Below are 19,895 nucleotides of genomic sequence, written 5' to 3'. Positions count from 1 at the left end.
TTCTAGCCGGCTTTGGCCTGTTCCCGATACAGGGCAGTGCCCAGCGCCTCGAAATAACGCTGGAACTCATCATTGATTTGCCGTCTTTGGGCGCCCTCAGGATACAGGCCCGCTTTTGCCTCTTCAGAATACACCGTGCCCCGCACCAGGAAGCTGTTCCGGGGCTGGGCATCTTCGACAAAGGCTTCAAAGGCGCGGGCGCAGAGTTCTTCCGGCCTGGCGTAGTAGAGAACCTTCAGCCCTGCATCCGCTTTCTGTGACGCGCGGAACAGCGGACTGGGTGCGGTGCCGTCCTGGTTGAGAAGGATGGCCTGAAAGCAGGCGCTCAGTTGTGCATTCAGTGGATGCTTTTTCTGGATTGCACTGCTCAGCCACGCGCTGGAGGCAAAACCGTGCTTCCCCAGTTTGCGGAATGCCTTGTCTCCCATGTAATGATCAAAAGCATGAAACCATTCATGGGCAAGACTTCCGGCACCGGCATTCTTCGCCAGGGCCAGTTGTCTGGTTGCGGGAATATAGTGGGCAGCCACTCCGGGGCGGCCGCCAATGCCGTATTGCAGCCCCAGGGTGCTACGCAGGGAAATCAGGGTTTCCGGGCCTCTGAGGAGCGCCATGAGATCACACAGCGCCTGATAAAAACGCCCGGCAGCCCTGTCCCGTTCCGGGGGCGTCACCCAGCGACCCACCTCGATACTGCGAAACTCAAACTGGCGCCGCACTGTGACAAAGGAAACCGGACCTTGTCCTGTCATGACCATCCTCCCGCGCGGGGAGCCGCAAAACGCAGCCACCCTATATACTGTTTATATATACAGTATTCTGGATGGCAGCAAGCAGAGGGTCAACCTGTTTTGGCAGCTTTTTGGCTCCGCTGGCGTTGAGGTGATTTCCCCGCTGCTGGCCCGGAGGTTTTGCGCTTGGCGGGGATGGCTTTTTCCCGCGGCGTTTCCGGAGCCGGCTCATTGCGCACATAGGAGCCCGGCGCAGCCTCAATAATCGGCAACTCTCCCTCTCCGGGTGTTCTCGCCGGAACTTCACCACCACCGAACTGCTCGGCCCACTTGACCCAGTCCGGCCACCAGGAGCCCTCGAACTCTTCTGCGCCGGCGAGCCATTCTTCCGGTGACAACTCGGTATTTTCGTTGATGCGATAACCGTATTTATGTTTGTAGGGCGGATTGATAATTCCGGCAATGTGGCCGGAACCGCCGAGCACGAAGCGGACCGGCCCGCCCAGATAGCGCGAGCCTTTGTAACAGGACACCCAGGGCGCAATATGATCCTCAATGGCCGAGGCAAAATAGGCAGGCACTTTGACCTGACCAAGATCGATCGGCGTTCCCGCCAGGGTAATGCCACCGGGCTTGCCCAGGCGATTCTCAAGATACATGTTGCGAAGGTAGAAGCTGTGCATGGCCCCTGGTAGCCGGGTGGAGTCCGAGTTCCAGTGCAACAGATCGAAAGCTGGTGTTTCCCGACCCAGAAGATAGTTGTTGATGTAGAAGGACCAGATCAGGCTGTTGGCGCGCAGCATGTTGAAAGCGGCTGCCATGGCGGTACCATCCAGGTAGCCCTGCTTTTTCATGGCCTTTTCCATCTTTTTGATCATGTCTTCGTCGATGAAGACTTCGATGTCGCCAACGTTTGAAAAGTCCAGCATGCTGTTCAGGAAGGTTGCGCTCTTCACCCGGTCGTCGTCGCGTGCTGCCAACCAGGCCAGCGCGCTACCCAGCAATGTCCCGCCAATACAGTAACCAACGGCGTTCACCTCTCTCTCACCGGTGGCTTTTTCAATGGCGTCCAGCGCAGCCACCGGCCCCTCGAGCATATAGTCCTCGAATCCCTTGTTGGCATGCTCCTTTCCGGGGTTGACCCAGGAAATGACGAATACGGTATGACCCTTCTCGACCCAGTAGCGGATAAACGACTTTTTCGCACCCAGATCCAGAATGTAATACTTGTTGATCCAGGGCGGCACTACGAGGAGCGGCCGACGATGCACGGTCTCGGTTGTTGGCCGGTACTGGATCAGCTGCATCAGATCATTCTGGTAGACGACATCACCGGGCGTATCCGCCAGGTTCACGCCAACCTCGAAGGCATCCGGATCCGACATTCTGAAGGACAACCGGCCATCGGCTTCGTCAATATCCCGCAGAAAATTGGCAAAGCCACGAATCAGGTTTCGCCCCCGGCTGTCTACGGTCTCCCTCAACACCTCGGGATTGGTCAGAACGAAGTTGCTGGGTGCCAGGGCATCAGTGACCTGGTTGGTAAAGAAGCGGACCTTGTGGCGATCGTGCTCTTCAAGGCCCCGGACATCGTCTATGGTATCGTTGATCCAGCGATCCGACATCAGATAGGCCTGCATGAGCAGGTTGAAGTAAATGGTGTCATTCCAGGCATCGTCCCTGAAACGGGGATCGCCCCGCTCAGGTGCCGCCACCCGCATGGGCTCCCGGCTGATCAGGCTCATCAACGCGCCACTGCCCAGAATGGTGGTGTTCTGCACAAGCCGCATCTGGGCGGTAATGATTGCATCGGGCTGAGTGGCAAATTTGGCGGTGAAGCGGACAAAGGGTTTCGCCAGACTCTTCAGGCTCGCCGGATTGGGCCGGCCGCCTTTCAGGCGCCTTATCACCGAACGGGTGACCAGGTGGGTACCATGCTTCCCTGCACTCATCAGAGACTGGCGCACAGTACGGCTTTCGCCACTACTACCGGAAACTGGCTTTACAGACTTCTCAGACATTGATGTTCTCCCTGAATCACCGGCCCTGAGAGACGGTGAAGCTTTTCTTCAAAATTAGCAGAGGGCAGCGTTTGCAACAAGATGCCCGAGCAAACGGCGGCTCAGGCGCTGCGAATAAACTTCTGCAGCCTGGGAGCGATTTCTTCGCGCCAGCGGCGGCCGTTAAAGGTGCCATAATGGCCAACTCCGGCCTGCAAATGGTGCAACCGGCGGCCGTCGGGAATGTTGGTGCAAAGCGCGTGGGCAGCTCGCGTCTGCCCCGGGCTGGAAATGTCGTCTTTCTCGCCCTCTATGGTCATCAGTGCCGTTTTGCGGATGGCTTCCGGCTTTACCAGCCGGCCACGGTGCCTGAAAGAGCCCTTGGCAAGCTGGAATTTCTGGAAGACACGCTCAATGGTGTCGAGATAATAGGCATCAGGCAGATCCATTACTGCCAGATATTCGTCGTAGAACTCTCTGTGGCGGGCAACTTCCTGTTTGTCATCATCGCGAATAGATCTGAACAGCCCCCGATAGGCATCCACATGGCGATCGAAATTCATGTTGATGAATCCCGTCAGCTGTAGAAAGCCGGGGTAGACCTTGCGCATGGCGCCCGGATAGGGGGCCGGCACGGTATGGATAAGGTTACGTCTGAACCAGGAAAGCTTGTGTTTCCTGGCCAGCTCACAGGGTTCTGTCGGATCCACCCGTCCGTCCACCGGGCCGCTCATCAAAGCCAGAGAGCGGGGCGCTGACGGATGATCATCCTGGGCCATCAGTGCGGTAGCCGCCAACACCGGCACTACCGGCTGGCACACCGCCAGAACGTGTGTGTCAGGGCCAATGTGGTCGATAAAATCGATCACATAGTCAATATAGTCATCGAGCCCGAAATTGCCTTTGGTAACCGGCACCATGCTGGCGTCTCGCCAATCGGTAATGTAAACATCATGATTGGGCAACATCGCTTCCACAGTACCCCTGAGAAGCGACGCAAAATGGCCGGACAGCGGGGCTACAATGAGCAGTTTGGGATCATCCGGGCGATTGATGTTGCGCTGGAAATGCTTCAGCTGGCAGAAGGGATTGCGCTTGACGATGACTTCGTTGACCAGAACCGTCTCGCCATCGCAAACCGTTGTATCCAGATTGAAGGCCGGCTTGGGATAACGCTTGGTGAGATCCTCAAACACCTTGAGTGCGGAGGCAATACTGCGTGTACCGGGGACTCTGGACCAGGGGTTCAGCCGATGGCGAAGGATCTTACTCTGGCCGCTGGCCAGCATACGCGCCGGGGTAAGCGCCAGACGGCCCAGTTCGTGAGTGTAGTACATCATGATGCGATTTATCCTGAGTGAGTTCGGTTGATCTGTATCGGTGCTGCTACTCCGCTCCTTTGGATACTGACTGACGGGCTCACTGAGCCCTCCAGTCCGGGCAATATTCCCATCTTACGCCTGTTTTTCGATCAGCGCGATAATCCGCGAAGATGACCTTCACTTCCCATTCAGAATACCAACCACCAGATGACTGGCAAGACCCAAAAGAACCGCGCCGAAGAGACGTTCAAACCAGATCGCCTGCCGGCGCAGGCTGTGAAGCCAGCGCGGGTTCGAGAACAACCAGGTGACAAACAGATACCAGCTTGCGTCAATAACCATTGCCGTGGCCGCATAGCCGAACCTGGCAATCATACTGGTATCGGTCCCCACCACCTGACTGAACAGCGCAAGGAAAAAAAGAGCAATTTTCGGGTTCAGAAGCACAATCAGCAAACCGTCCCGGGCGGCACTCGCTGTCGTGGGTGCTTCAGGTAACGGGGCATCGCCGGCCGGGGCTCTCGCTAACAGGCCCCGTATGCCAAGCCATGCCAGATAGGCTGCCCCGCCCCACTGCAGGACAGAAAAAACCAGAGAAGACGCCGTAATTATGGCAGCCAGGCCAATGATGCTGAGAAAGGCGTAAACACCCACACCCAGACCATGGGTGATCGCTGTAATCATGCCATTCCTGCGACCACCGGTAAGCGTTTGTTTCAGCACAATAGCCAGCGATGGTCCCGGGGACATGGCGCCCAATATGCATATCGTGACAACGGTCAGCCAGGTAGCCAGAGTCATCGTTGTAACCATTTCCTTGAACAGAATGCGCCAGACCGGGAGTGTACACAGCATCGGGACAAGTCCAAACTCCATTCCGGAGGCAACATCAGCCTGCGGGCACAATTACGGCGGAGTTTTTTCGTGGCCAAAACACACCGGCCAGGCTAATTGTCGCTCGAAAACGGGCATGCTATGGTCATGATTAACGACGTTTAGGTATATGCGCTTGCCAGGTCGCCTGGTTGGCGAGTGAATCGCCGGCTCACATGGAGGAAGTACCAATGGCGAAAAAAAATATATTCGTCATGGCCATGGATGATTTTCATCAGGCCATGCTTGAAAATCTTCGGGGCAGCGATGAAATGGCCTTCCATTCCCTGCTGGACATGGAAACGGCGGTTAACACCACCGGCTATGATATGGCGGAGCTTCTGGATCGTGCCAGGCAGACGCTGAAGGATTTCCCCGGCACCGTGGACGCCATCGTCGGCTACTGGGACTTTCCCACATTAAGCCTGCTGCCTGTCCTGCGGCGGGAGTGGGACCTGCCCGGCCCCTCTCTGGAAGCAGCCCTGCGCTGCGAGCACAAGTACTGGGCACGAGTGGAAGAGGCGCGGGTGGCGCCACGGCAGACACCCCGTTTCGCCAGCGTGAACCCATTTGACGAGAACGTACTGGACCAGCCGCCGCTGCCTTACCCTTTCTGGATCAAGCCCGTGCGTGCGCACTCTTCGCAGTTGGGTTTTCATGTCGATAACCAGCGGGATTTCGAGCATGCCATTAAGCGGACCCGTGACCGGATCCATATATTTGCCAAGCCCTTCAACCATATTCTCGAGATGGCCCAGCTTCCGGAAGACATCGCGCCAGTTGACGGCTGGCACTGTATCGCCGAAGAGATCGTCTCCGCGGGGCGGCAATGCACCCTGGAAGGTTATGTGCTCAACGGGGAGATGAAAATCTACGGAGTGGTGGACTCCTTGCGCGAGGGCGCCGTTGGCTCCTCCTTCTCCCGCTATCAGTATCCCTCGGACCTGGAGGCTTCGGTTCAGGACATCATGTTTGAGGACTGCCGGCGCTTTATCGAGCGGACGGGCTTTGACAACTCACCGTTCAACATCGAGTTTTTCTACAATGAAGACGAAGGCTCCATATGGATGCTGGAAGTGAATCCCCGTTGCTCCAAATCCCATAGCCCGCTATTTGAAATGGTCGAGGGAAGCTCCAATCTCCAGGCAATGGTGGACGTGGCATTGGGGCGCAAGCCTGCGTTTCCGCCGGAACGTGGCAAGTACCGGTATGCCGCCAAGATCATGCTGCGCGAACACCAGGATGGCGTGGTCGAACGGGTACCCGATGCGAATGAGATTCGCGCCATAGAAAACGACATTCCCGGGTGCCATATCCAGGTAGAGGCGGAGCAGGGCAACCGTCTCAGTGACATGCTCCACCAGGACAGCTACAGCTTCGAGTACGCCGTACTTTTTGTGGGCGGCGACAGCGGGGAAGAAATCGATAAAAAGGCAGATCAGATCAAGGAACGACTGGATTTCCGGTTCAGTCACTGAACATTCAGTCACTGAAAAAAAGGAGGACGGATGAGCACACCCCATGTAGCCACCAACCTGCCCTGCAGGGTTCGTGAGATTGAGCACGTGCGCATCCCCATGTCCGATGGCGTGGAGCTTGCAGCCCGCATCTGGCTCCCCGAAGGGGCCGAGGATGCGCCCGTCCCGGCGATACTGGAATACATCCCCTATCGCCGCCGCGACATGACCCGTCCGCGAGACGCTGTGATGCACCCCTACTTTGCCGGCCATGGCTATGCCTCTGTGCGCGTGGACATGCGCGGCAGCGGCGATTCTGATGGCGTGCTTGCGGATGAATACATCCAGCTGGAGCTTGATGACGGCTGCGAGATTCTGAGATGGCTGGCACAACAACCCTGGTGCAACGGTAACACCGGGATGATCGGTATCTCCTGGGGTGGCTTCAATGGCCTGCAGATCGCTGCCATGCAGCCGCCCGAGTTAAAAGCGGTGATTGCCGTTTGCGCGACGGACGACCGCTACGCCGATGATGTGCACTACATGGGAGGGTGTCTGCTCGGGGACAATCTATCCTGGGCTTCCACCATGTTCGCCTTCAATTCCCTGCCACCGGACCCCGAGATGGTAGGAGAGCAGTGGCGCTCGCTCTGGTTCGAGCGCCTGCGCGCCAATGAACCCTGGGTGATCGAATGGCTGCGCCAGGCCCACCGCACCGACTACTGGAAGCACGGCTCCGTGTGCGAGGACTGGAACGACATCCAGTGCCCGGTAATGGCGGTGAGTGGCTGGGCTGACGGTTATTCCAATGCGGTTTTCCGCCTTATGGAAAACCTGAAGGTACCGCGCCAGGGCCTGATCGGCCCCTGGAGCCACATGTATCCCCATGAGGGCATACCCGGCCCCGCTATCGGTTTCCTGCAGGAAGCGGTGCGCTGGTGGGACCACTGGCTCAAGGACAGAGATAACGGCATGGACCGCGAGCCGGTGCTGCGCGCCTGGCTGCAGGACAGCATCCCGCCCTTTACCCGCTACCAGGAGAGGCCCGGTCGCTGGCTCGCGGAACCGGAGTGGCCAAGCCGCCATGTGACGATGGAGACCCTGCAACTGGACAGCGGCGGTCGCCTGCTGCACAACGGCGAGCCGCGGGACAACGAACCGCTGACTATCCAGTCTCCCCTGAGCGTGGGACTTTTCGCGGGCAAGTGGTGCTCCTACGCCGCCACCCCGGATCTGCCCCATGACCAGCGCGAGGAAGACGGCGGTGCCCTGGTATTCGAGTCCGCACCGCTGGACAAGCCACTGGAACTGCTGGGATCGCCGGTGCTGGAAGTGGAGCTGTGTTCGGACCGCCCCGTGGCCATGCTGGCCGCCCGGCTGTCGAACGTGGCTCCCGATGACAAGGCCACGAGGGTGACCTATGGGGTGCTCAACCTCTGCCACCGGGATAGCCATGAACACCCGGAGGAAATGGTTCCGGGCAAGCGCTACCGGGTCCGGCTGACACTCAACGGCTGTGGCCAGCATTTTCCCGTGGGCCACCGGCTTCGGCTGTCACTGTCCACCTCCTATTTCCCACTGGCCTGGGCGCCTCCCGAGCCGGTCAGGCTGACCATTTTTCCGGCGGGCACGCGCTTCAATATCCCTGCGCATCAACCTCATGACGAGCCGCCAGAACCGGAGTTCGGAAAGCCGGAGGGCGCGCCGCCGATCAGTGCACTGCCGCTGGAAACACCACACAGCAACTGGTTCGTCAAACGCGACCTGGCCAACGACATATCCACGCTGGAGGTAATCAATGATCCCGGCTGGACCCGGCTGACCGAGGTGGACCTGGAAATAAAGCGAAGCACCCGTGAATGGTACAGTTTCGTCGGTGACGAGTTTGGATCTTTGCGTGGCGAAACCCTTTGCGAATGGGGTTTCCGTCGCGGCGACTGGCACGTGGAAACCGTCACTCGTACGGTGATGACCTGCGACAAGGAGCACTTCTACGTCCATGCACAGATGGATGCATGGGAGGGGGAGACGAGGGTGTTTTCCAGGAACTGGGAGGAAACCATTCCGCGGAATCTGGTCTGATAGTGCCCTATCCGCGGGAACGGTGCCCCACGGGGAACATCGGGACTATTAAGGTCAACTCATGACGAGGTTCAACACACCCAGCCGTGGTAGCAGGGACAGGTTCCCGACTCTGGTCGGGTTCGGTGGTCAGAGCCACGAATTGAACTGGGAAGCGCTTGGTGACAGAGTAATGGGCGGGCAATCTGACGGTGCCGTTGTCAGCTCTGAGGAAGGATACGGCCACTTTTATGGCACCGTACGGCTCGATAACGGCGGCGGCTTTGCCTCTGCCAAAGCGGACCTGCCGAGCGCTGTGGACGCATCCGGTTGGACAGGTATTGAACTGCTGGCTCGCGGCGATGATAAAACCTACAAGATCGGACTTCGAAACAGTACTGATCGCCGCAGCATCGTCTACCAGCACAGCTTTACACCGGATACCGACCACTGGAGCCGTATACAGCTTGCCTTCAGCGACTTCCTCCCCACCTGGCGCGGCAAGAGCGTGCCCGATGCAGAACCACTGAACATCAGGCACCTGGCCTCAGTGAGCCTCTTTGTGTCTGGACGGCAGGTTGGAGAATTTCACCTCAGGATGCAGGACTGGGTTTTATTTTAAACTGACCCTCTCTGGACCGTTACGCGCCATTCATCGCGCTTGACCAACGATCGCGGCCGGTTACTGTTGGTGATTGGGCATACCACCTACGTTGGTCTCCGGGATAATTGAACCACTACTGACAGCGTATAAAGGCCTCTGCGTCACCACGCCTTATCATTGATTGCCAGGCCCAGGCGTGGAACATCCAGAGCAAAGCCGCCAATAAGGAGTCGAGATGTCATACCGGTTTGAAGACCTGAAGAAGAGCTGCCAGTCAGAATGGCGTGCCTATATCGAGCACAGCTTCGTCCGGCAGCTGGGCGATGCGTCCCTTGCACGAGAGGCATTCCAGCATTATCTGAAGCAGGACTACCTCTTCCTGATCCAGTTCGCCCGGGCCTTCGCCCTGGCCGCCTACAAAAGCCCGACCCTGTCAGACCTCAAACAGGCGAAGGAAGGCTTGCAGGCAATTGTGGATGTTGAGCTGGATCTGCACATCAGTTACTGCAGAGAGTGGGGCATCTCAGAGGAAGAACTTGCCAACCTTCCGGAAGCCCGTGCCACCATCGCCTACACACGCTATGTGCTCGACACCGGAAACCGGGGCGATCTGTTGGACCTGCATGTGGCGCTCTCACCCTGCATGGTGGGGTATGGCGAAATTGCCAACTGGCTGAACGTCCGGGCAGAGACCCTTCGCGGCGAACAAAACCCTTATGATGCGTGGATCGCCATGTACGAAAGCGTTGAGTTCCAGGAGGCCATGGAAGCGGAAATTCACTGGCTGGATGAAAGACTGGCCGATGTCTCTCCATCCCGCTTCCAGCAACTAACCAGAATTTTCAGCGACGCGACCCGCCTTGAAATAGATTTCTGGGAAATGGGATTGAAGCAGAGCGATTAAACGGTGGCACCTCCGTGTAGGCTCCTTCTGAACCCTCGATTTCCAATCACCGACCGACTCTGATCAGTTGGATTAAATATTGTGGGCTGGTCACCGTGACCCTGCCATTCAAAGTATTTGCGCGCGCTATGTAATCAGTCCCCGCGGCGTCGGCAGGCTTTTTTCACCCGACGGGCCTGGCTCAGTTCATCCTTCAAGTACGCCCCGGCGGCCTTGAGAATTCCCAAATCCGCATCGGCCTCCCCGCCGTCTGCGAGCCGGAAGATCTGCTGGTAGAACCAGGCCTGGCCGCCAAGCACGTTAAGCACTTTTAGCGGCATCAGCGGACTGGCCGGGTTGCCCGGACCACTTCCAGCAGGAAACGGGCGCGATTCTCCAGAGACCCACCCCAGCGATCAGTCCGCTGGTTGGTTACCGGAGACAGAAAAGAGGACAACAGATAATCATGAGCCCCATGCACCTGAACGAGGTGAAACCCGCATCCTTGGCAATCCGCGCAACATTGGCAAAGCGCTGGATAAAGTCGACTATTTCCGCTTCCGTCAGCGCCCGCGGGCGGGCATAGTTCCCCATCAGGGATAATTGCACCGCCGAAGGCCACATTGCCCGGTCGCTCCAGTACCCGATGATCAATCATCACGTTGCCGGTAATCAGCAACCCCGCTCCACCATCAGACCAGCGCCTGTACAGCATTTCGTGGCGGTGGGTAGCGCGTAAAAGGTCGTCTGACAGACCTTCGGTCATCGCGGCCCTGGCGATACGATTGGGTAAGATGGCGCCGCAGGGAAGTTTGAGGGGTTGGGCCAGGTGCGATTGGGACATGGCATTATCCTGATAGTGGTTGATTCGTCGGCTTTCGAATCATGGCCCGCGTGCAGAAGGCATGCAATGGCCGTCGGGAACCTGTTCCAGAAGCTTGCCGATCGACCCGAATCCATCGCTGAATTCGTTATAGTGAGTACGGCGGCACTCGGCGCAGCGCCCGGTGGCCAGCAGTAAATGCTGCCGTCTCATCCAAGACGAGTTCGGTATAGGTCAACATAGCGGTTGTTCAATAGTACCCCGATGCTTTTAGAAAATTGCGTCCAGGCCAATTTTTCAGGGTCAGAGTCGGGGTCACACTATAATCACGCAGGCTGTTGCCCGGGCTCATTGGACCACTACACAGAGCTTTGAGGAAAAATGGCACATGAGCGACCCATATACTAGGCTCAAATGTGAACTGTTTGTCTAAAAACAAGACTATAAGGAACAATTTTGATGCCTATTCAATCATTCCTCACCTCCCGCTTTATGGGTAGTTTGGCGGCTGCTGTTTTACTCGGAGCCGCCGGAGTCAGTCATGCCCAAACTACAATAAAACTCGGATGGACCACTGCTGACAGCGAAGCAGATCCATATGCTATTGCTGCGCATTACTTTGCCGAAGAACTTGAATCTGCAGCTCCCGGGGAATTCAAGGTCTCGTTTTTCCCGAATCATCAGCTTGGCAATGACACGGCAATGTTACAGGCAATGCAATTCGGAACCATGGGAGCCGGTGTCATCACCGGAACTCAGGTGGGCACATTGGAGTCTGCATTTCAGCTCAATGACCTTCCGTTTCTCTACGCTAACAATGAGCAGGCGCACAAAGTCCTTGATGGGGAGGTTGGCCAAACATTGCTATCCAAGCTTGAATCCAAAGGTATAGTGGGACTCGGGTTTCCAGAGGCGGGCTTCCGACATACCATAAACAACAAACGCCCTATCCGGACTCCAGCCGACTTTGATGGAGTGAAGCTCCGGGTCCAGCCTAGCGACTTATTCATTTCCAGCTTTCGTGCCATAGGGGCAAATCCGGTGCCAATGGCTTGGAGCGATGTGTTCACTGCGGTTCAGCAGGGTACTGTCGATGGTCTCGAAATCCCCCTTCCTGTGATATTTGCAAACAAATATCCAGAGGTGACTGACTACCTCTCCTTAACAAGCCATACCTACAATGCCTTAGCTCTACTCATGTCCAAACAAACCTTTGATAAGCTCTCTGCGGAAAACCAGGAAATAGTCCGTCAAGCTGCCAAGCGAGCGATAAAACGCCAGCGTGAGACAGTCGCCGGCAATAACGATGAGGTTCTCGAACAAATCCAAGCAGCAGGAATGACCGTCAATGAGGTCGACGACGTTGAGGCGTTCCGGAGCAAAGTATCAGGCGTATACGACGAGTACCGCGGCAAAATTGGTGCGGATATTGTTGCCAAGGCGCTTGAGCAGGTCGCTGAGTAGCAGTCACCAGACTCATCGCCCCCGGCTCCATCACGGCTTTTAAGCCAGGAACCTTTCAGATGTACCGTTACCTAGATAGTTTGGGACATGGTCTGGCTTTTGGGTCCCAGGTAGCTGGGGCCTTGACTGCCCTGGTAATGATTGTAAGTTTATTGCTTGGCGTCTTTTTCCGATATGTGCTCGGGGACTCCCTCGCATGGAGCGATGAAATCGCGGCACTGGCATTCACATGGACAGTATTCCTTGTTGCCAGCGCCCTGGTCAGAGAAGGCGGGCACGTGCGTGTCACACTGCTGGTAGACGCACTGCCGCCGCTTCTGTCGGAACTGGTTGAAAGAGGCATCATGCTTCTCATCCTCGGATTTGGCATCTTGATGCTGTGGACGGGGTGGGACTTCGCGGAATTCACTTTTGGTCAGGTCTCTCCTGCCGTCAGGTATCCCGTTTGGATTAAAAATGCTGCAGTACCGACTGGCGGGCTTCTTATTAGCTTTCACGCTCTAGTTCTCATACTTCGTCCAGCGCCGATCCGCAACCTGGCGGAGCATAAACATGGGTGATATCGGCACAATCATGATGATTGGACTGATCGTCTTACTCGCATTGGGAGTGCCAATTGCCTTTACCATAGGCCTCCTTGCTGCCGTTGGTATCTGGATGGCGGACATTAATCCGATGATTTTGCCCCAACAATTTGTCGCAGGAAGTAATGTGACGAGCTTGCTTGCCATTCCGGGATTCATATTGGCAGGCGAGCTCATGAGTGCTGGAGGACTGTCCCGACGCCTGGTTCGTGTTGCTGAAACTTTTTTCGGACATTTAACCGGGGGCCTCTCGATGTCTACTGTGGCTGCGGGCACTTTCTTCGGCGCGATTTCCGGCTCAGCACCCGCCACAACTGCGGCAGTGGGCTCGATAATGATTGATGAACTTGAGGACCGCGGCTACCAGCGAGGATATGCAGCCGCTTTAGCAACAGCTGTAGGACCTCTGGGACAGATGATTCCTCCGTCAATTCCGATGGTGATCTGGGGAGTGCTGGCAGAAGAATCTATTGCCAAGCTTTTCTTGGCCGGGATTGTGCCTGGTTTGATTGCCGCTGCCGGCTTTTGTGTCGTGAGTGTTATCTATGCCCGCTACCGTGGCGTAGCGCGGGAAGCTCGCGCCACAGGCAGAGAAATTCTATTTGCTCTGCGGGATGGCATATGGGCCCTTCTTGCCCCTGTCGTCATTCTGGGGGGCATTTACAGTGGGATGTTTACGCCTACTGAAGCAGCCATGGTGGGAGCGCTTTATAGCGCGGTGGTTGGGCTGTTTTTGTATCGGGACTTGAAATGGCAGAAAGTGCCATCGATCCTGATGAGTTCAATGAGAACTACTGCCACTATCATGTTTATAATTGCCGTAGCTTACGGCTTCGCCTGGGTCATGGCTAGTGAGCAGATTCCTGCCCGCCTTACTGAAGCATTGCTTTTGCTTACTGACAATCCAATTATTTTGCTTCTAATTCTCAATGTCATGCTACTTCTACTTGGCGCGGTAATGGATAACATTTCTGCAATGGTAATTCTAAGTGGTGTACTCATCGGATTAGGCCAGCAAATTGGTCTGGACCCGATTCAACTGGGTGCTATGGTCGTGATCAACTTTGCAGTAGGCATGGTTACTCCACCCGTTGGCTACTCTATTTTTGTCGCATCTAGTATTAGCGGGTTGCGTGTAGAAACAGTTGCACGGCATATCTGGCCATTCATGCTGGTTCTCGTCACCGTTGTCGCCTTAATAGCCTATGTTCCGGCAATAACACTATGGCTCCCAGAAAAGTTGGGCTAATTTCAAGGCTGACATGGTGGTTAATAGAATTTGATGTCCTTCTCCATCCGGGTAATACAAGGAACAAAAACCGATGCACACAAAACCTGACATACCCGGCCCGAACCCACGGGTTGAGGCTCCGCGAGAAAAGTTACCTGAGGGTGCCTGTGACACCCACGCTCATCTTTTTGGGCCGCAGGAGAAGTATCCTTATCAGCCAACGAGGGGCTATACACCACCTGATGCGACTGAAACGTCCTATCGACAGTTGCTAAATACTCTCGGCTTTCAGCGGGCAGTTTTGGTCCAGCCAAGCGTATACGGGACAGACAATCGCCGCATGCTTGACACTCTCGCAGCAAGCACGGATACAGACCCAATAGAATGGAGGGGTGTGGCGGTTGTAGACCGCCATATTGGGGATGAAGAGCTGAGCCGAATGAATGCTCTCGGCGTAAGAGGCATTCGCATTAACCTAGTATTCCCCGGTGGTGTGACATTTGAGGATATCGTGTCATTGGCAGCCCGAATCAAGCCCTTTGGCTGGCATATCCAGTTTTTCGTTGATGTATCCAAGTTTGAAAATTTAGCTGAACGCTTGAGTAAACTGCCCGTCCCAAGCGTAGTGGATCATATGGGACACCTGTCGACACGCCTGGGCATTGCCAACCCTGGCTTCCGCGCACTAGTAGATCTGATGGCTGAAGGTCGTACATGGGTGAAGCTCACAGGGCCAAACCGCATAAGCACGCTTCCGGAAGCGCCCTTCACAGATGTTGAACCGTTCTTTGAAGCACTTCGGGAGGCACGTCAAGACCGCTGCCTTTTTGGAACAGACTGGCCTCATGTTCAACTACCTACCCCCATGCCACCTGACCATGTTCTTGTGAACGAATTTATGAGACTAGTGCCCGATGATCAGGGCCGGCAAGCCATCTTAGTAGACAATCCAGCGACACTGTACGGGTTTTGATAAGGTAGTCGTCCGGTGGTGGTTTGGTCAGACCCAAACGGCGAGTCAATCAAATGATTCAGGGCCGGTTTATCGCACAGGCCATTAATCAGCCGGCAAAATTTCCGCCTCGCCAACTCGCTCAAGATTCTTGACCCCCTTCACAGGCTCGCAGACCAGGGGGGCCGGAATGTGGGTTTTCATGAGGCCCTGGAATGCCTCAACCTGGTGAAAATCCGGATCCAGCCACATGTCAAAGTCACCGGGGCGCAGCATCAACGGGATGCTTTTAGAATGAATATGGCTGAATCTTGGGTGAGGCGGGAGTGTGATAACAGTGAAGGAACTTACCTGCTGTTCGTCGAAATGCCATGTTTGCCACAGTCCGGCCAGTGCTGTCGCCTCGCCTTGAGGATGGATGTTGTACACCTGTTTGCCCTGCCATTCGTGGAACGCGCTCACCGGAATAATGCAACGCTTCGCGGGGTATACCTTTCGCCATAGCGGACTAGTTGTCAGCCGGTCGCTTCGGGCGTTGAACGTATGAAACTTCGGGTTTGGCCGAAAGCCACGACCGTCCGGAGCGGGTTCGATGAGCAGTGACCAGACCCCGGATACCAGATAGCGGTCGCCAGCAGCTTCTATCGCAAATTCGCCAGAGCCTCCCGGCGGGACGTTCAGCTGCGGCTTCGGGCGCAGGTCCGGCATCCGGAGCCTGTGCATGAGCGCCTCAATCTCGGGGGAATCCGTCACATTGTATCGGCCACACATTGAGAGTCTCCTTGATCAGGCGAGGCATACAAACCATACCACAGAGGCTGAATCCGGGAGAGCATCTGCATGAGGAGCACAGGAAATTTCTACCGCCCCAGACGCAAAAAAGGCAGACCAGTAAGTGACTGATCCGTCTTTCTTAAATATGGTAGCGGGGGCAGGATTCGAACCTACGACGATCATTGACCAGATGAGATGGTTAAAGGGCCACTCTCATCTGGTCAATGATCTGTTGCCGCAGCTGCTCTCCGTCGCGGACCACCTACTTCGTTTGCTGTGACCACAAAGCGGGCCTTTTCAGATAGGGGCTTACCCAATCCGCTATTCGGAAACAAAGCACGCTGAGGTCGCAAAACGAACGTTCAGGCGGATAGACCAACACTTCCCCCGGGAGAAATTCCGCCTCTTTTTAGAAAAGATCCGCAGTAACGGGGCAGAACCCGACTACCGTCCACTTGTCTGTGAGAGTTCGACTGCTTCGAGACATTGTTCAAGAGGTAGCCAAAGAGCTAAAGAGTCACCCTCAACGACATCAATAGCAACGAACCCAAACTTTTCGTAGAATTTTTTTGAGTCGTCGTCTTTGGCATCTACCGCACAGCCTATACCTCCAACTGAAATCGACGCATCAACAACCCGCCTCAGGCACTCGATCAGTAGGTATGCTCCTAATCCATATCCTTTCACAGAGTTATCAACCGCAAGCCGTGCCAGCCGGTAAACCGGCGGATCCGACGGAAACCGGTTTTGCAGGGGATGCCCCTGGGGGAAAACAACGGTGCTGGGAAGAAGGGTGTAATAACCTAGGATCTCCGTCGGGTCGACCTCATCTTCAATCAGTACATAAGTCCGTGTCGCCATCTTCTGGCTGCTTTGCCGGGCAATTTTCTTTAAGAACTCGTTGAGTGCAGGTTTACCGCAGTCAAACTTTCGCCGATTGTGTTTTTTACTGATTTCTTCGGTTCTTAAAGCCACCAGCCAACTTCCTGTGGTTGAGTGCAGCTTCCCGAAGCTTTGGGCAAATCGGCTCAGGGTTATCCAGAAGCTCTAGCATACGATCAGCACTCTGCCGAGAAACCTGAATTTGTAGCGCCTGGCGCTCGGCCTCTTGTGCTTCTTTCTTTGCAGCGTAGATCAGGAACTGGCTCAAGCTGCGACCCGTTAACTCTGCTGCATGAGCAATAAGTCTCTGCGTTTCTTCATCGACACGGGCGACCAAGCGAGTGTCTTTACCTTGTGTGTTCATCATATTCTTCACCGATGGTGGGATAGGCTCGACTGGAGCCTAAGAAAGCCCTTTTCCTTGATAAAAAGTGATTCGACGGACTCAGTCTACGTGTGCCATTTTGGCATACTTAATTGCCTTAATCAATTTGGTGTGCCAATTTGGCACATGAATTTTATAAGGTTCTCAGCTGCACAGGTCGCAAAGCGAACGTTCAGATCAAAGTCCGAAGGGCTCGCTTTGAGGGTCGTGTGTGTCATGCGCACTGGGGTAAGCCCACATCCATTTTACAACCGTCCGTGGAAACGGGGTAGAACCCGGGGTGATCACCGCATACGGAGACGAAATACCACGATGAACAGCAGACCAAAAACCATACCAGCCAAATGCGCGAAATACGCCACCCCGGTTTGAGAGGCGGAGAGGCCCATCATCAGCTGTACGATACCTATCAGCACCACGAAGTATTTGGCCTTCATGGGGATGGGCGGAAAAAGCAGCAAGACAACTTGATTGGGGTACAACATACCGAACGCCATCAAAATAGCAAAGACCCCACCGGAGGCTCCCAGAGACGGAGCTCCTGCCTGCACGCCGGCAGACACGACTAAAAGCTGGACGATGGCGGCGCCCACTACACATACCAGGTAATAGAGGATAAACACCCTGCCCCCCCATACCCCTTCCACCGGCATGCCGAACATCCAGAGAACGAACATATTGAGAAATAAGTGCAAAACACTGCCGTGCAAAAAAGCATAAGTCATTAACTGCCACAAATGAAACTCACCGGTAACCATTTGTGCCGGCAGGGCTTCCATCATTTGCACGTCGCCCAGCGGCCAGAGGGCGAAATGGCGAATAACGAAGCCCGGCGCCAGCAACTCCAGAAAAAATGCCACGACATTGATCAACAGTAGAATCGAAACAATGGGCGTCCGTGGCGTTTTTAGCTGCGGTTCCAGTTGTTCTTCCACGGCACCTCCGGTACTTGTCAGGAATCTAAGACACTCTATAGTTTACTCCCATTCTTTATTTTCAATGCCTTTCGTCGATTACGCTACTCTTCAGCCTCATAAACCCCTTCCAGTATTTCAAGACGTTCTTGCATATTTCTATCCTCGTTTTAAAAGGTGTCCGCAGTAAAAAGGGGTAGAGTCTGACAGACCCCTATGTCCAACCAAAGAAAACCATAAACTCCGTCAATAGAGGGAAAACGAGAAGGGAAAAGAGAGGTCGCAAAGCGAACATTCAGATGGTGCGATAACGCCGCTCAACACGCGCGGCTACGGAATGGAGGCGAGGCCGCAATGTAGTAGCCGTCGCCGTGCCTGGCCTGGTTATACAGACTTTGCCACGAACATCTCAGTGGCGCCTTTTTGAAAACGGTAGCTCACAGCCTGCAGCGAAACTTCAATACCGCCTGCGGATAGTGCCGTCACGACCGAATCCAAATGCTTCGAAGCCGTTCCATCCAGAGAGACAACCGGGAAGACGCGAACCTCGGAGGCAACTCTGCACAGCTCCCGCATTGATTCCAAGTGAGCCACTTCGTCTACGTGGTCACTGTAGAGAAAAAGGTAGTGGGAGCAGAGAGCCAGATCGAAACCGGAGTCCGGGAATGGCAGCGAAGGTAATGATGCTGGTACATACCGCCCTTGGTGGCGACCGGTATCAAAGTCAGAAAGAAACTCAGACATGGCTTTCATCCGAACCTTGCCAAGCTCTTCAACGCTGCCCAGTGAGTCCCAGATATAGTTGTCTGCCCCCTGTTTCATCTTGGTCATGATGTCCGGATACACCTCATCAATCCGGCGACGTATCTCCTTCGTCTCGAACTGATATACCGGATCACAAGATGTGATTTGGCTCCCCCGTTTTGTTCCTTCCGCGTTGAAGCTCGCTGGGCCATCACCACAACCAAGAATTCGCTTTTTCAGATCATCTTCCGGTAATCCGAACATTGCTTGGTATTCTGCGAAAGATCGACCCCATGGGACCACGTTTGCTAACTCCAATTCTGACTCTCCCTAGTCTGTATGACGCCAGCAATAAACGGCGCCCTGACAAGGGCGTCCGGTGTAGGCCGTAGGCCGGAACGAACTACAACAACTTGTTAAGTGATTCCAGGCCATCAGGTCCACCGTCCAGTCGAACACACTCAGCAGACTCTAGCTCCCAAGGGGCAGCGGACTTTGTATGGAGGTGAACAGAAACCCGTGATGCAACCGCTTCATCAAGCAAACCAGCAGGAATCCAAACCATTCCGCTGTCTCTCAGGCTATTGGGAACCGGACTCCCGCACTCTGAACAAAAATCGCTTCGGAAACCGCTGGGCTTTTTGTAAGACTTGATACCACTTTCACCTGACACCCAACGAAAGGCGGTGCCCTGTACAAAAGTCGCGGCGTTAGCTGCCGCTCCAGTAACTTTTCGACACAACGAGCAGTGGCATTGATAGAGGTTTCAAATCTCCTCTTCAATTTCGAACTTCACGTTTCCGCAGAGACATTCACCTTTTATCGATCACTCCTTCTGAGGGCGCCAGGCCCGTAACAGGAGAGCCCGGGCCGACTCATTGATCCCGGGCTTCAACGATCCACGTGTCCGAGCGAGCGTTCAGGGTCGATTTCGTCCCGCACCAATTGCTTGAGCACCTTGATCTCCGGAAATCCCCCTTGCTCCTTGCGGGACCAGATCCGCTTTTCATTAACCCACACCTCGAAAATTCCACCGCTTCCCGGATGCAATGCCAGCGAAACCAGCTCGCCTTCGAAGGTGGTCAGCAGTTCCTGTGCGATCCAGGCCGAACGAAGCAGCCAGCGGCACCCTGTGCAGTAATGAATAGCAACTCTGTTTGTCATTGGGCTCGCCCATTAATTCCCGAGTGTATTCGTTCGCAGTATACAGC

20 protein-coding genes and 1 pseudogene are annotated in these 19,895 nt (G+C 55.2%); 8 read left to right on the top strand and 13 right to left on the bottom strand.

Annotated elements, in window-relative coordinates:
• Nucleotides 1-2: 2 nt before the first annotated feature.
• The 4 genes from DIT72_RS14405 to DIT72_RS14390 form a co-directional block, all read right to left on the bottom strand.
• Nucleotides 3-752: a CLCA_X family protein gene (locus DIT72_RS14405; protein WP_135955934.1), complete on the bottom strand. Its 750-nt coding sequence runs from the start codon at nucleotides 750-752 to the stop codon at nucleotides 3-5.
• 89 nt (nucleotides 753-841) lie between these two features.
• Nucleotides 842-2,752, bottom strand: a complete 1,911-nt coding sequence (locus DIT72_RS14400) for a PHA/PHB synthase family protein (protein WP_135955933.1) — start codon at nucleotides 2,750-2,752, stop codon at nucleotides 842-844.
• 101 nt (nucleotides 2,753-2,853) lie between these two features.
• Nucleotides 2,854-4,071 carry a polyhydroxyalkanoate depolymerase gene (locus DIT72_RS14395; protein ID WP_135955932.1) on the bottom strand — a complete coding sequence of 406 codons (1,218 nt, stop codon included), beginning with the start codon at nucleotides 4,069-4,071 and terminating at the stop codon, nucleotides 2,854-2,856.
• A 159-nt stretch (nucleotides 4,072-4,230) separates the two neighbouring features.
• Nucleotides 4,231-4,908 (bottom strand): LysE family translocator, encoded by a 678-nt coding sequence (locus DIT72_RS14390; RefSeq protein WP_228260828.1) that lies wholly within the window; start codon nucleotides 4,906-4,908, stop codon nucleotides 4,231-4,233.
• Nucleotides 4,909-5,117: 209 nt separating this feature from the next.
• Here DIT72_RS14390 and DIT72_RS14385 point away from each other — a divergent pair, with 209 nt between their 5' ends.
• The 4 genes from DIT72_RS14385 to tenA all read left to right on the top strand — a co-directional run bounded on the left by DIT72_RS14385 (nucleotide 5,118) and on the right by tenA (nucleotide 9,952).
• Nucleotides 5,118-6,404 carry an ATP-grasp domain-containing protein gene (locus DIT72_RS14385; protein WP_206081111.1) on the top strand — a complete coding sequence of 429 codons (1,287 nt, stop codon included), beginning with the start codon at nucleotides 5,118-5,120 and terminating at the stop codon, nucleotides 6,402-6,404.
• 30 nt (nucleotides 6,405-6,434) lie between these two features.
• Nucleotides 6,435-8,465 (top strand): CocE/NonD family hydrolase, encoded by a 2,031-nt coding sequence (locus DIT72_RS14380; RefSeq protein ID WP_135955930.1) that lies wholly within the window; start codon nucleotides 6,435-6,437, stop codon nucleotides 8,463-8,465.
• A 61-nt stretch (nucleotides 8,466-8,526) separates the two neighbouring features.
• On the top strand, nucleotides 8,527-9,066 hold the full coding sequence (locus tag DIT72_RS14375; protein WP_135955929.1) for a CIA30 family protein: 540 nt from the start codon (nucleotides 8,527-8,529) through the stop codon (nucleotides 9,064-9,066).
• A gap of 217 nt (nucleotides 9,067-9,283) precedes the next feature.
• Nucleotides 9,284-9,952: a thiaminase II gene (tenA, locus tag DIT72_RS14370; RefSeq protein WP_135955928.1), complete on the top strand. Its 669-nt coding sequence runs from the start codon at nucleotides 9,284-9,286 to the stop codon at nucleotides 9,950-9,952.
• Between the two features lie 134 nt (nucleotides 9,953-10,086).
• On the opposite strand, the gene DIT72_RS14365 is transcribed toward tenA, so the two are convergent.
• Together DIT72_RS14365 and DIT72_RS18530 are read right to left on the bottom strand one after the other, a co-directional pair.
• Nucleotides 10,087-10,272 (bottom strand): hypothetical protein, encoded by a 186-nt coding sequence (locus DIT72_RS14365; RefSeq protein ID WP_135955927.1) that lies wholly within the window; start codon nucleotides 10,270-10,272, stop codon nucleotides 10,087-10,089.
• Entirely contained in the window at nucleotides 10,272-10,775 is a 504-nt protein-coding gene (locus DIT72_RS18530) for an oxidoreductase (RefSeq protein WP_135955926.1), read from the bottom strand. Before DIT72_RS18530 ends, DIT72_RS14365 begins: the two co-directional genes overlap by 1 nt.
• A 438-nt stretch (nucleotides 10,776-11,213) precedes the next feature.
• On the opposite strand from DIT72_RS18530, the gene DIT72_RS14355 reads away from it, so the two are divergent.
• From DIT72_RS14355 to DIT72_RS14340, 4 genes are all read left to right on the top strand, one after another.
• Nucleotides 11,214-12,218 (top strand): TRAP transporter substrate-binding protein, encoded by a 1,005-nt coding sequence (locus DIT72_RS14355; protein ID WP_135955925.1) that lies wholly within the window; start codon nucleotides 11,214-11,216, stop codon nucleotides 12,216-12,218.
• 122 nt (nucleotides 12,219-12,340) lie between these two features.
• Nucleotides 12,341-12,778, top strand: coding sequence for a TRAP transporter small permease (locus DIT72_RS14350; RefSeq protein WP_228260827.1), 438 nt, complete (start codon nucleotides 12,341-12,343; stop codon nucleotides 12,776-12,778).
• Entirely contained in the window at nucleotides 12,771-14,051 is a 1,281-nt protein-coding gene (locus tag DIT72_RS14345; RefSeq protein ID WP_135955923.1) for a TRAP transporter large permease, read from the top strand. The genes DIT72_RS14350 and DIT72_RS14345 overlap by 8 nt, the downstream gene beginning before the upstream one ends.
• A gap of 73 nt (nucleotides 14,052-14,124) precedes the next feature.
• Nucleotides 14,125-15,006: an amidohydrolase family protein gene (locus DIT72_RS14340; protein WP_135955922.1), complete on the top strand. Its 882-nt coding sequence runs from the start codon at nucleotides 14,125-14,127 to the stop codon at nucleotides 15,004-15,006.
• 84 nt (nucleotides 15,007-15,090) lie between these two features.
• Here the strand turns inward: DIT72_RS14340 and DIT72_RS14335 are convergent, their stop codons facing one another.
• From DIT72_RS14335 to DIT72_RS14305, 7 genes and pseudogenes are all read right to left on the bottom strand, one after another.
• Nucleotides 15,091-15,756, bottom strand: a complete 666-nt coding sequence (locus tag DIT72_RS14335) for an SOS response-associated peptidase (RefSeq protein ID WP_135955921.1) — start codon at nucleotides 15,754-15,756, stop codon at nucleotides 15,091-15,093.
• Between the two features lie 447 nt (nucleotides 15,757-16,203).
• Nucleotides 16,204-16,734, bottom strand: coding sequence for a GNAT family N-acetyltransferase (locus DIT72_RS14330; protein ID WP_135955920.1), 531 nt, complete (start codon nucleotides 16,732-16,734; stop codon nucleotides 16,204-16,206).
• Complete coding sequence (locus tag DIT72_RS14325) at nucleotides 16,706-17,008, bottom strand: type II toxin-antitoxin system TacA family antitoxin (protein ID WP_135955919.1); 303 nt, start codon at nucleotides 17,006-17,008, stop codon at nucleotides 16,706-16,708. The genes DIT72_RS14330 and DIT72_RS14325 overlap by 29 nt, the downstream gene beginning before the upstream one ends.
• A gap of 302 nt (nucleotides 17,009-17,310) precedes the next feature.
• The gene (locus tag DIT72_RS14320; protein ID WP_206081110.1) at nucleotides 17,311-17,961 is read right to left on the bottom strand and encodes a rhomboid family intramembrane serine protease; all 651 of its coding nucleotides are present in this window, start codon (nucleotides 17,959-17,961) and stop codon (nucleotides 17,311-17,313) included.
• Nucleotides 17,962-18,324: 363 nt separating this feature from the next.
• The gene (locus DIT72_RS14315; protein ID WP_135955918.1) at nucleotides 18,325-19,002 is read right to left on the bottom strand and encodes a class I SAM-dependent methyltransferase; all 678 of its coding nucleotides are present in this window, start codon (nucleotides 19,000-19,002) and stop codon (nucleotides 18,325-18,327) included.
• A gap of 85 nt (nucleotides 19,003-19,087) precedes the next feature.
• A pseudogene (locus DIT72_RS18575) lies at nucleotides 19,088-19,432 on the bottom strand (GFA family protein); the annotation flags it as partial.
• Between the two features lie 143 nt (nucleotides 19,433-19,575).
• Entirely contained in the window at nucleotides 19,576-19,848 is a 273-nt protein-coding gene (locus DIT72_RS14305) for a SelT/SelW/SelH family protein (protein ID WP_135955917.1), read from the bottom strand.
• Nucleotides 19,849-19,895 lie beyond the last annotated feature (47 nt).

The sequence above is a fragment of the Marinobacter orientalis genome (assembly GCF_004792665.1).
GTDB lineage: Bacteria > Pseudomonadota > Gammaproteobacteria > Pseudomonadales > Oleiphilaceae > Marinobacter > Marinobacter orientalis.
The sequence above is the reverse complement of the archived record's forward strand: the minus strand, read 5'-3'. Positions and strand labels throughout refer to the sequence as shown.